The 12,012-nt window shown below is 35.4% G+C and carries 12 protein-coding genes; 2 read left to right on the forward strand and 10 right to left on the reverse strand.

All coding sequences use genetic code 11. From position 1 onward, the window contains the following. Positions 1–19: 19 nt before the first annotated feature. Positions 20–526, reverse strand: a complete 507-nt coding sequence (locus tag X926_RS04740) for a gamma carbonic anhydrase family protein (RefSeq protein ID WP_012208482.1) — start codon at positions 524–526, stop codon at positions 20–22. A gap of 255 nt (positions 527–781) precedes the next feature. Between X926_RS04740 and X926_RS04745 the strand changes: the two genes are divergently transcribed. Then, the gene (locus tag X926_RS04745) at positions 782–1,435 is read left to right on the forward strand and encodes a histidinol phosphate phosphatase domain-containing protein (RefSeq protein ID WP_012208483.1); all 654 of its coding nucleotides are present in this window, start codon (positions 782–784) and stop codon (positions 1,433–1,435) included. Positions 1,436–1,656: 221 nt separating this feature from the next. After that, positions 1,657–2,913: an RNA polymerase sigma factor RpoD gene (gene rpoD / locus X926_RS04750; protein WP_012208484.1), complete on the forward strand. Its 1,257-nt coding sequence runs from the start codon at positions 1,657–1,659 to the stop codon at positions 2,911–2,913. 36 nt (positions 2,914–2,949) lie between these two features. Here rpoD and sufU read toward each other — a convergent pair whose 3' ends face one another. The 9 genes from sufU to X926_RS04795 form a co-directional block, all read right to left on the reverse strand. Continuing rightward, positions 2,950–3,381, reverse strand: coding sequence for a Fe-S cluster assembly sulfur transfer protein SufU (gene sufU / locus X926_RS04755; RefSeq protein ID WP_233186682.1), 432 nt, complete (start codon positions 3,379–3,381; stop codon positions 2,950–2,952). Next, positions 3,369–4,595: a cysteine desulfurase gene (locus tag X926_RS04760; RefSeq protein WP_103065228.1), complete on the reverse strand. Its 1,227-nt coding sequence runs from the start codon at positions 4,593–4,595 to the stop codon at positions 3,369–3,371. The genes sufU and X926_RS04760 overlap by 13 nt, the downstream gene beginning before the upstream one ends. After that, on the reverse strand, positions 4,573–5,790 hold the full coding sequence (locus X926_RS04765; protein ID WP_103065229.1) for a SufD family Fe-S cluster assembly protein: 1,218 nt from the start codon (positions 5,788–5,790) through the stop codon (positions 4,573–4,575). The genes X926_RS04760 and X926_RS04765 overlap by 23 nt, the downstream gene beginning before the upstream one ends. A gap of 40 nt (positions 5,791–5,830) precedes the next feature. Next, a complete protein-coding gene (gene sufB / locus X926_RS04770; RefSeq protein WP_103065230.1) occupies positions 5,831–7,246 on the reverse strand; it encodes a Fe-S cluster assembly protein SufB in 1,416 nt (471 codons plus the stop codon). Between the two features lie 4 nt (positions 7,247–7,250). Beyond that, positions 7,251–8,024, reverse strand: a complete 774-nt coding sequence (gene sufC / locus X926_RS04775) for a Fe-S cluster assembly ATPase SufC (protein WP_103065231.1) — start codon at positions 8,022–8,024, stop codon at positions 7,251–7,253. A gap of 173 nt (positions 8,025–8,197) precedes the next feature. Next, entirely contained in the window at positions 8,198–9,100 is a 903-nt protein-coding gene (locus tag X926_RS04780; RefSeq protein ID WP_103065232.1) for a dihydroorotate dehydrogenase, read from the reverse strand. Continuing rightward, positions 9,093–9,833, reverse strand: a complete 741-nt coding sequence (locus X926_RS04785) for a dihydroorotate dehydrogenase electron transfer subunit (RefSeq protein ID WP_103065233.1) — start codon at positions 9,831–9,833, stop codon at positions 9,093–9,095. The genes X926_RS04780 and X926_RS04785 overlap by 8 nt, the downstream gene beginning before the upstream one ends. Further along, positions 9,817–10,686 (reverse strand): orotidine-5'-phosphate decarboxylase, encoded by an 870-nt coding sequence (pyrF, locus tag X926_RS04790; protein ID WP_103065234.1) that lies wholly within the window; start codon positions 10,684–10,686, stop codon positions 9,817–9,819. The genes X926_RS04785 and pyrF overlap by 17 nt, the downstream gene beginning before the upstream one ends. Next, positions 10,673–11,878, reverse strand: a complete 1,206-nt coding sequence (locus X926_RS04795; protein WP_103065235.1) for a dihydroorotase — start codon at positions 11,876–11,878, stop codon at positions 10,673–10,675. The genes pyrF and X926_RS04795 overlap by 14 nt, the downstream gene beginning before the upstream one ends. Between the last annotated feature and the right edge of the window lie 134 nt (positions 11,879–12,012).

Below are 12,012 nucleotides of genomic sequence, written 5' to 3' on the forward strand. Positions count from 1 at the left end.
GCCTGTTTAAAGGGCATTACTATTTTTTGCTATAACTTTTTGCCAAATTAAAGTATTCTTTAGCGTGTTCTTTAATTTGTTCGAACTCTTCATCAGTAAGATTTCTTATGACCTTTGCTGGAACCCCTAAAACTAAACTCTTGGGAGGAATTATTTTGTTTTCTGTTACCAAAGCTCCTGCCCCAATAAGACACCCTTCACCTATCTTTGCACCGTTTAATATAATTGCTCCCATACCTATGAGACAGTTATCGGAGATTTCACAGCCGTGTATAATAGCGTTGTGCCCAATAGTAACGTAATTACCAATTATAGTTGGATATTCGGTGTCGATATGAACCACTGAGTTATCTTGTATGTTTGAGAATTCTCCAATGGTTATAGAACCAATATCTGCCCTCAATGTGGCATTGTACCAAATACTAGATCCTTTAGCAATCTTTACATCTCCAATAATTTGACAACCAGGAGCTAAAAAAACATCTTCTTGAACAACAGGATATTTGCCTTTGTACTCATGAAGCATAATTTCACCTCTTTAATTTAGCTAAAAGTTTTTGTGATATAATTATACATCAAAAAAAGATTAAAAAAAACCGGATCCACGAGGGATCCGGCAAGAATGTCTGGGTTTATCTCAGGGGGATAGGGGGATCTTTCTTTTTTCACTACTATTATAATATAGAATGTGTTAAACTTCAAGGTAAATGAGTTACTATTAGATTTAAAAGAATTAAAGATTTGTATACTATTATTAAGACAAAAATGAGGAGGTCTTTTTTTGAATAAAGTCTATGATTTTCACACACACACAATTTTGAGTGATGGAGAATTAATCTGCAGCGAACAGATAAGACGTGCACAAACCCACGGTTATGCAGCCATTGCAATATCCGATCATGTGGATGAATCCAACATTGATTTTGTTTTAAGTAGTTTGAACAAATTTGTTGATAACGAAAGCAGTTTCTTTGAAGGGATCAAGATTTTAAAAGGGGTTGAAATTACTCACGTTCCTCCCTCTTTAATAGATGAACTTGCAAAATATGCAAAAGAAAACGGTGCAGATGTTGTATTGGTTCACGGAGAAACTATAGTTGAACCGGTTTTTCAAAAAACTGACTATTACGCTGTAAATTCAAAATATGTAGATATATTAGCTCACCCTGGTTTAATTACCGAGGAAGAAGTTGCCCTGGCTGCTAGCAATGGAGTTTTCTTAGAATTAAGTGCCAGAAAGGGTCATAGTTTATCCAATGGGCATGTAGCAAAATTGGCTCAAAAATATGATGCAAAATTACTCGTAAATAGTGACGCGCACGGGCCAGATGACTTTTTAGACTATGATTTTAGTTTAAAAGTAGCTATGTCTGCTGGTTTGAACATAGAAGAGGCAAAAAAGATTGTGGAAAGAAACCCTTTAGAGTTATTGTAAATAATATTTTTAATAGAAGATTTACCAAAACTTTTTATTTCTTTATGTATTTTTAGAACCAAATCATATTATAGGTGTCTAAATAAATAGTTTCATTGCTAGACTTTCTAAATTGAAGGGGCTTGTTCCGGTTCCGGGTGTGCCAAGGTGTTAAGAAGCGCTCTGTAAAGTTTTAGAGCTTTTAAAGCGAGTCTGGTTTTTTAATGAAAGGAGGGAATTAAGTGAAAAACAAAAGAATAAGTGAGAAAGAAGAGAAAAAAATTATGAAAAGCATAGAGAATATCGATTTTGAAGATGCCGAAAAAGACGGAGATACCGTTAAAGTAAAAGTGAAAAAGTCCCACGAAGAAGCAAAATCAGTAGATACTTTCATTTCATTATTAATAAATAAAGCAAAGAACAAAGGCAATAAATTATCTTATTCCGATATTGATCATGCGATCCCTACAGATTTATCGGAAGAAATTGACAGTGATTACATAGAAAAGATTTACGAGGCTTTGGAAGCAGAAGGTATAGAAATTTTAGAAGAAGAAGTTGAAGAAGAAGAGAAAGATGCCTTAAATGAAACGGAATATGAAAATGAAGAGGTTGAAGAGTTATTTTCCGATACAGAGCTTAAAATGTATGACAATATTTCTTTAGGTGATCCTATAAAAATATACCTCAAAGAAATAAGCAAAGTTGAGCTTTTAAGTCCTTCCAGAGAAAGGCAACTAGCAAGACGAGCTCAAAAAGGTGATCAGAAAGCCAGAGACGAACTGATAAAGGCAAATTTAAGGTTAGTTATCAGTATAGCCAAAAGGTACACGGGTAGAGGGTTGACTTTTTTAGATTTGATCCAAGAGGGAAATATCGGATTGATAAAGGCTGTAGACAAATTTGACTGGAGAAAAGGTTTCAAATTCTCAACCTATGCAACATGGTGGATTAGACAGGCAATTACCAGAGCCATAGCTGATCAAGCAAGAACGATTAGAATCCCTGTTCATTTAGTTGAGACTATAAACAGAATGAACAAAGTTATCAGAGAGTATTTACAAGAAAACGGAGATTATCCTTCAGCACAAGAACTTGCAGAAATTCTAGATAAACCAGAAGATAAGATTAATGAAATCCTAATGAGTGCAAAAGATGTACTTTCTTTAAACTCACCTATATCTAGCGGTAATGGTGATGATGAAGAATCTGAAACAGGAGATTTTATTAGTACCGAAGAAACAACCCCGGAAGAAGAAGCTCAAAAAATGATTATGAAAGAAAGACTGGAGGAAGTTCTTGACACCTTAAACTCTAAAGAAGCTTTGGTTTTGAAAATGAGATATGGATTTTTAGATGGCAAACAAAAGACACTAGAAGAAGTTGGACAGTTCTTTAACGTCACAAGAGAAAGAATAAGGCAGATAGAAACTAAGGCGTTGAGGAAATTGAGACATCCAAACAGAGTAGCACAACTAAAAGATATTGTAGAAAGTTAAGAAAAAAGCCGCCTCGCTGAGGCGGTTTTTTAATTTTTACTTGTTTCCACCATTGAGGGCGTCATCCAACGTATGCCAAGCAAGGGTGAAGCATTTAGTTCTCATAGGAAATTTGGAGATATCAGAAAAAATTTCTATTCCATCTACTAATTCTTTATCAAATTCTTTGCCTTGTGACATCTTTATAATTTCTTGAAAAATTTTATTTGCCTCGTCTACTGTTTTTCCTTCAAGGTATTCACACATCATCGATGCACTTGCCTGACTTATAATACAGCCATGCCCTGTGAAAGTAATTTCCTTTATTATATTATCTTCTACTTTTAAATAAAGGGTTATCTCGTCTCCACAAGATAAATTTTTCCCTTCAGCTTTCTTAGCGTTTTGTATCTCTTTTTTGTACCTCTCATTTTTTGCATAATCTAATATTATATCAGAGTAAAGTTCTTCTAAACCTATTTTAACCACTCCCAAACCTTTTTTAATCCTTCACATAATTTATCAACATCTTCTTCTTCGTTATACAAATAGAAGCTTACCCTACAAGTGGCGGTTGTACCAAACTCTTTCATCAATGGCTGTGCACAATGATGACCGCTTCTAATGGCTATTCCAGTCAAATCGTTCAACATATGCGCTACATCGTGTGGATGAACACCTTTCATATTGAAGGATATTATTGACTGCTGCGTTTCGTCTTGAGGGCCGAATATTTCTAAAAAATCTAACTCTTTTAATTTTTTCAATGCATAAGAGGTGAGTTGTTTATCATGTTCTTGAATATTATCCATGCCAATACTTTCAAGTATTTCTATGGCTTTAGCTAATCCTACGGCTCCGTCAACGTTTGGAGTTCCCGCCTCAAATTTGTAAGGCAACACGTTAAAAGTAGTTCCATCGGTAGAAACTTTATCGATCATTTCTCCCCCAAACAAAAAAGGGGTCATCATGTTTAAATACTTTCTTTTACCATACAACACACCTATTCCCGTGGGTCCAAGCATCTTATGGCCAGAAAAGGCTATAAAATCACAATCCATTTTTTTTACATCGATAGGAAGGTGAGGTACAGCTTGAGCCCCATCCACAACAATAATTACATCTTGTCTGATATTTCTAATTTGTTTTATTAAAGTATTAACTGGAATAAGTTGACCGGTAACGTTTGACAAAGCGGTAATACTTACTAACCTCGTTTTATTTGTAATATGCTTGAGAAAATCAGATAAATCAAAAATCCCACTTTTAGCGGGATAGTATTTTATCTTTAAATTAAAAATTTTGGCTATTTGCTGCCAGGGAACAAAATTTGCATGATGTTCTATTGTAGATATCAAAATTTCGTCATCAGACTGCAAAATATTTGAAACTGCAACGGAATATGCTATAAGATTAAGAGATTCAGTCGCACCTTTTGTGAAAATAACTTCTTCGGCTTCAGCGTTTATGAAATTTGCAACTTTACTTCTCGCATCTTCATAATACTGAGTAGCTTCAGCTGCTAAAGTGTGCGCTGATCTGTGGACGTTGGAATGATGGTTGAGGCTGTATTCATTTACAGCATCCATAACTTCCTTTGGCCTTAACGTGGTGGCAGCATTGTCAAGATAGATCAATTTATGCCCATTTATTTTTCTTTTTAAAGCTGGAAATATCTCCTCATATTCTTTGGAAGATAACATCTTTTACCACCTGACTCATCCCTTCATCAAAAACTTTAATTCTGTCTATAGCGGATTCAAATAAACCTGAAGAGATTAATTTTTTGGCTTCTTCCAACGAAAATCCACGAGTCATCAGATAATATAATTTCTCCTTTTCAATAGTACCTACAGTAGCAGCATGTGCAGCATTTACTTCATTTTCATCCACCAACAAACTGGGAAGCGCTTCAGCTTTGGCTTTTTCAGAAAGGGTTAAAGTGTACTCTGATTCGGATGCATTGGCTTCCTTTGCACCTTTTTTCAAGTCCAAGAAACCCCTGAATATCGCCTTTGATTCATCTTTTATAACGCCCTTGGCATCGATTGCCCCAGTTGTTTCAGGTGAATAGAACCTCATTAAATAAAGCATGTCAATAACGTTATCCTCATCTCCCAAAAAATAAGGGAACAAATGAGCCTGTGCGCCTTCTCCTGCAAGTCTGAACACAATATGAGGTGAAGAAATTCTTCCACCAATATTTATATCAACGACTTCAACTTTTCCATTTTTTTGCACTTCAATAAGTGTGTTATCAATATTTATACTGTCGTTGTTACATAAGTTTATATTTATCAGCTCTAAAGAAGCATTTTCTTTCACTATTATTCTATTTGAAGTTGTTCTAAATAACTTTTCATTTTTGCTTGGCATTAAATACCTAATTACTGTGGCTTTAGAAAATGGGCTTATGTTATAAACTGAGGTCTCATAAATTGGGAACTTCCAGTCATACGTCAAAGTAATCAGTTCTCTTTCTTCTCCTTCGTTGGTTTTCAGATAAAAACCAGTATTAGAAAAAGCTTCAGCCATCAATAAAAACTTCCTATGAGCACCTTCAAAGTCGTATTTGGCTAAAATTTCTATTCCATCCTGGTCGATTCCATTCAAACCTAATATCTTCCCTGTTGTGCTAACAGGGACAAAGGAAACGTATTTATCTGGTTCATACCCATTTAATTTAGCCCTTTTCCATTTAGGGAAACCCCAATTTTTGTAAGCTTCGTATCTATAATTTTTGAATGTTTTTAACATTTCATTAGAGATGTGTTCCAGTGATGCTTGAAATTCATAATCCCCGTAATCTCTTTTTGGTGTAATTTGGGGGACTTGCCATTCAACCGCTTTTAGATCTTTATGCCTCATATCTATAGGTTTCTCAAAAATTGTGTCCATTATTGTTCACTCCTTGTTATAACTATTTCGATCAAAAATGTTATCCTATGCTTGATTCTACTTCTAAATTAATTAATCTGTTCAATTCAATAGCGTACTCTAATGGAAGCTCTTTTGCAAAAGGCTCTACAAAACCTCTAACCACCATGGCTTTAGCCTCAGCTTCACTTAACCCTCTACTCATCAAATAGTAAATCTGCTCTTCTTTGATTCTACCTATGCGAGCTTCATGTCCAACATCTGCATCATCAGTGTAAACCTCAATAAGAGGCACCGTATCACTTTTAGATTCATTATCAAGCATCAATGCTTGACAAGATACTGAAGCTTTTGCACCTTTGGCGTTTTCTCCTACTTTCAACCATCCTCTGTAAAAAGCCCAACCACCACCGATACTTATACTTCGAGCATCGACATTTGCACTGGTATATGGCGCGAACATGAAAACTTTTGATCCTGAATCCATGTGTTGGTTTGGCCCGGCATAAGTGATCGCCTTAGTTTCCGTTTTCGCTCCTTTGCCTTTGAGTATTGAAGATGGGTATATCATCGTTTTATGACTACCCAAAGAGCCTGATACCCACTCCATTATACCATCTTCATCAACTATTGCTCTTTTTGTATTCAAATTGTATGTATTTTTGCTCCAATTCTGAATCGTTGCATATTTTACCCTGGCGCCTTTTTTTACATATATTTCTACCATCCCTGCATGGAGGTTTGTTATTTCATAATAAGGAGCAGAACAACCTTCTATGAATGCCACCTCGCTACCTTCATCGGCAACGATTATCGTATGCTCCATTTGCCCCATTCCCGGGTTATTCATCCTAAAATAGGCTTGAAGTGGCAATGGAACCTTTACACCTTTTGGAATGTATAAAAATGTTCCTCCACTCCATACGGCACCATGTAAAGCAGCATATTTGTGGTTTGTAGGAGCTACTGCCTTCATGAAATACTCTTTAACTAAATCCGGGTATTCTTTAACGGCACTTTCCATATTTAAAAATATTACTCCCAAATTTTCAAGTTCTTTTTTTATGTTTTGATAAACGATTTCCGAGTCGTACTGCGCTCCAACGCCAGCTAAAGCCTTTTTTTCTGCCTCTGGTATTCCTAGTTTATCGAAAGTATCCCTTATCTCGGCAGGAACTTCATCCCATGATGTAGACTTTTTTGCCTTTGGCCTAATGTATGCAACGATTTTACTTACATCTAAGTCAGAAACATCAACCCCGAATCGAGGATCTCTCCATGTGTCAAATATATGTAAAGATTTTAAACGTAAGTCTCTCATCCAGGCAGGCTCTTCTTTTTGCTCGGATATTTCCTGAACCACCTTCTCGTTTAATCCTGGAATGGTTTTGTAGGCGTACGTCTCGGGATTTCTAAAATCAAATTTGCTCTGGTCTACCAACAAATCTTCTATGTTAACATTTTCATTTTTTGCCATAATTTCACCTCTCGGAAATAGTTATTCCCATCTCTTGCTCTAGCGTTGAGTAACCGTTTTCCTCTATTTCTTTGGCTAATTCTTCTGATCCCGTTTTAACTATCTTCCCATCTATATATATATGCACGTAATCTGGAATAACAAAGTTCAAGATTCTTTGATAGTGGGTAATCAGTAATATGCCCATATCTTCAGTTTTTACTCTGTTGATGTTTTCTGCCACTATCCTCAAGGCATCAATATCTAAACCGGAATCTATCTCATCTAATATACTCAATTTTGGTTTAAGAAAACCCATTTGTAGTATTTCGCTTTTTTTCTTTTCACCACCAGAAAACCCTGTATTGATATATCTCTCCAGAAATTCTCCGTTGAGATCTAAATTTTGAGATAACTCGGAAATTACTTTATTCAATTCCAATAGTGTAATTTTATCTTCTTTATGAATGTTTCTGAAAGAATTAATCAAAAATTGTCTCATTTTTATACCTTCAACCTCTTCAGGAGTCTGAAAAGACATAAACAAACCTAGTTTAGCCCTTTCATCTGTAGAAAGATCTAAAATGGATTGCCCTTCGAATAAGATATCTCCTGAGGTAACTTGGTACTTTGGATTTCCCATAATAACATGGGCCAATGTAGACTTTCCAGACCCATTTGGACCCATTAACGCGTGTATCTCACCCTTATTTATAGTTAAGTTAACGCCTTTTAATATTTCGACATCTTCATCTCTAACTTTTGCCTTTAAATCCTGTATTTCTAAAAGAGCTGACATCACTTTTCCTCCTTCTAATCTGATATCTTTTTTTATATATCTTACTTTTAAATTCTACCATATTAGTCAACTTTAAGTCAAGAAAAATTCTACAAAAAACAGTACCTTAAACAACACTTAAAGTTTAAACCAGAATCTCCATAATTAGTTAAGTTTCAATTTATTTTAAAATACTAAATGATCCCCCTTATTTCCTCTAAAGTTGAAATTCTTGCTTTTTTCATGTATTCTTCTATACCCTCAATGATTTCAACACAAGCCTTGGGATTGATAAAATTAGCGGTACCTACTTGCACAGCCCACGCACCTGCCATTATGAATTCAATAGCATCTTTATAATCCATAATTCCGCCAAGACCTATAACAGGAACATCAACAGCTTTTGAAACTTCATACACCATTCTTAAGGCAATAGGTTTGATACAAGGTCCAGATAGACCCGCAGTTATATTATCGAAGATGGCTTTTTTCTTGCTTATATCTATCGCTAAGGCAGGAAAAGTGTTTACAAGTGATAGTGCGTCCGCTCCTGCTTCAACACAACTTTCAGCCATTTCAACTATATTTTCAGCACTTGGAGATAATTTTACTATGAGGGGCTTTTTGCAAACTTTCCTAACTTGTGTTACAACGTTGTTAGCTATTTCTGCCTTGGTACCAAAAGAAATGCCTCCTTCTTTTACGTTGGGGCAAGAAATGTTCAACTCTATCATATCTATTTTGGTTTGATTCAGTTTTTCAACAGAAATAACGTATTCTTCGATCGTATTTCCACTAACATTGGCAATTATCACCGTATCTTGACTGTTTAGGAAAGGGATCTCTTCTTCAATAAATGCATCTATGCCGGGATTTTGTAAGCCAATACTGTTCATTATTCCGCCTGTGGTTTCATGAATCCGTACACCTTTATTTCCTTCTCTTTGTCTTAAAGTTAGCCCTTTGGTGGATAATCCACCTAATTTAGAGATGGGAAAGTATTCTGAAAACTCTCTACCAAAACCAAAAGTCCCAGAAGCGGCTATTACAGGATTTTTAAACTCTACCCCAGCGATGTTTACTTTGGTATCAATCATCAAAAAATACCTCCTCTCCCTTAAAAACAGGCCCCTCTTTACATACCCTTTTCATCCCAGATTTTGTCTTTATACTGCATCCCAAGCATGCTCCCATACCACAGGCCATGATACTTTCCATAGAGGCAAAAACAGGAATCTTATTTTCACATTTTTCAACTACTTTTTTCATCATGGGAGAAGGGCCACAAGTGAAAACAACATCATATTTTTCTGGTTTGAAGATATCCGTTATGAAACCTTTTTGACCTGTAGAACCATCTTCGGTCGTTATATAGATCTTATCCACATACTTGTGTACGTAATCCATATAATAAACTTCATTTGTAAATCCAGCATAAAAATCTATCTCTGCACTCAACTTTTTTGCCAAATAAATCATTGGAGGTATACCGATACCACCGGAAATTAAAGCAGCTTTTCCATTTACATTCAAATTAAAACCGTTCCCCAAGGGACCCAAAACCTTTAACTTATCTTTTGGTTTCAGTTTGGATAGGTAATTTGTTCCTCGTCCAACAATTTTGTACAAGAAAGTCACAACGTTTCCTTCTATATTGCATATACTAAAAGGTCTAGACAAAAGAGGATCAAAATCCCAACTACGAAACATATAAAACTGTCCAGGATCACCCAAACTGTCGTTGGATTCTATTTGAACTTTCAACTCGAATATGTCTTTTGCGATTTCAGTATTAGAGGAAATATCTACTTCCCTATACCCCTCTTTCACTTTGAATATCCTCCCTCATGTCAAGTACCGCTTTTCTGGCGTAATCTGCAAATCTTTGGCCCCCATCCTCGTAATTTTTATAAGCGGTAATTATCCCCCTTGAAGAGTTGATAACGCCACCATTACCGTTGTTTAAATAAAGAGAAACGTCTTTTCCAGTTGCCCCTTGATGACCGTATCCAGGGATCAAAAAGAACATATTTTTGTATCTATTTCTAATTTCTTTCGCTTCATCAACATGTGTTCCGCCTACAACCGCCCCAATTGAACTGTAACCACAACTCCCACGGTACTTAGACCCTATTTCATCGAGTTTGTCTCCCACAACGTAATAAAGATATTGGTCTTTTGGAGATACTTTCAAATATTGTATGTCTTTGGCTCCTGGATTCGATGTTCTAACAAGTACGAAGACTCCTTTTTCTCCACTTTCAATGTATTTAAGATAAGGTGTTAAGGTATCAAAACCAAGGTATGGATTTAGCGTTATAAAATCAACCTCAAACTCTCCTTCGAAATGGGCTTTAGCGTACATCTGAGCGGTGGATGAAATATCACCTCGTTTTATATCCCCAATCGTTATCTTTTTTATACTTCTTAAATATTCTATCGTTTTTTTATACCCTAAAAGGCCTTTTATGCCGTATGCTTCATAATATGCTATTTGTAATTTATATACCGGTACTAAATCACATGTTTTGTCTATTATCTCTTTGTTGAATTTGAACAAAACTTCATCAATATCTTGATACTTTTCTTTTAAGTTAACCGGTATATAATCCAAATGTGTATCCAATCCGACACAAACATTCCCGTTTTTTTCAACCTCGTTGAATAATCTATCTATTATCAAATTTGACACTCCCCTTTTTGTATTTGATCTCTCCCTTTCGAATTGTTGCTATAACTTCTCCATAAAATTCCATCCCATCAAAAGGTGTATTTTTGCCTTTGGATAAAAATTCGTCTTTGTTGATTTTAACCTTTTTTTCTAAATCTACAATAACTACATCCCCATCGTATCCTGTTTGTATTTTTCCTTTTTTAACCCCTAACATTTGTGCTGGTTTTGAAGACATAAGTTGAGATAAGCGATTCAGTGAAATTTCTTCATTTTTTACCAACTTCGTATAACAAACGGGGAAAGCAGTTTCTAACCCCGAGATACCAGGTGCGCCTTTTTCTTTGTCTTGCATAGAATGTGGGGCGTGATCAGTTGCTATAATATCTACAGTCCCATCCTTTATTCCCTTGATTATTTCCAAAACATCTTCTTTTTCTCTTATTGGAGGATTAACTTTGTAATCATAATTGTATAAGGCTAAGTGGTGGGGGGTAACTTCGCAGGTAAGATTTTGTATCTCTCCTTTTGCCTTCCTTATACCTTCTATTGCCTCTTTTGTACTTACGTGGGCTAAATGAAGCCAAGCCCCTGTCAATTTCGCAAGGTATATATCTCTAAAAGTCATCAAATTTTCGGAAAGTCTCGTGTTTATCGTTACTATTTCATTATCTTCTTCATGTGCTATGATAGTTAACCCTTTCTCCTTTGCTTTTATCATCGCTAAATACATAGTCAAATTTGACTGAACACCTTTTCCATCATCGGATATGAATTTCACATTGTCATCTACATAATCCAAATGCTCTAAAGATTTTCCATCAAAGTTCTTTGTGATAGAAACCGTTTGGTGAATATCGATCAAATTTAACTCCTTAGCTTTGTTCAACACGTAATTAACAACTTTCATATCACTGCATATAGGATTGGTGTTACCCATTAGATTCACGCATGTGTATCCGCCTTTCAATGCTGCTAAACTTCCAGAATGTAAATCCTCTTTATAAGTATAACCAGGATCTCTGAAGTGCGCATGCATATCCACAAAAGCCGGCATAACAACCAAACCTTTTGCATCTATAGTATATGCATCGTAATTCAAATCCTTGCCATAATTATCTATCTTCCCATCTTTAATGTACAAATCCCCAAATAAATCTTTTTCTTCATCCACAATCCTACAATTTTTAATCAGAACACTCATTTTAATTCACCCCCCCTACATAGATTCTTTTTTATTCTCTCAATTTTACTACTAACATTAATAAATAGAAAAAAAGTAGTGTTAACTTTGTTTGACTTCAAGTTTAACACTACCTTTGACTTTTTAGATAATAC

The sequence above is a fragment of the Petrotoga sp. HWHPT.55.6.3 genome, assembly GCF_002895495.1.
GTDB lineage: Bacteria > Thermotogota > Thermotogae > Petrotogales > Petrotogaceae > Petrotoga > Petrotoga mobilis.

Bases quoted from the DNA above. Each gene is read 5' to 3' on its own strand.
- X926_RS04740 (WP_012208482.1), bottom strand. From the start codon at position 526: ATGCTTCATGAGTACAAAGGCAAATATCCTGTTGTTCAAGAAGATGTT.
- sufC (WP_103065231.1), bottom strand. From the start codon at position 8,024: ATGTCAGCTCTTTTAGAAATACAGGATTTAAAGGCAAAAGTTAGAGAT.
- sufB (WP_103065230.1), bottom strand. From the start codon at position 7,246: ATGGCAAAAAATGAAAATGTTAACATAGAAGATTTGTTGGTAGACCAG.
- X926_RS04795 (WP_103065235.1), bottom strand. From the start codon at position 11,878: ATGAGTGTTCTGATTAAAAATTGTAGGATTGTGGATGAAGAAAAAGAT.
- X926_RS04780 (WP_103065232.1), bottom strand. From the start codon at position 9,100: ATGATTGATACCAAAGTAAACATCGCTGGGGTAGAGTTTAAAAATCCT.
- X926_RS04760 (WP_103065228.1), bottom strand. From the start codon at position 4,595: ATGTTATCTTCCAAAGAATATGAGGAGATATTTCCAGCTTTAAAAAGA.
- X926_RS04765 (WP_103065229.1), bottom strand. From the start codon at position 5,790: ATGGACACAATTTTTGAGAAACCTATAGATATGAGGCATAAAGATCTA.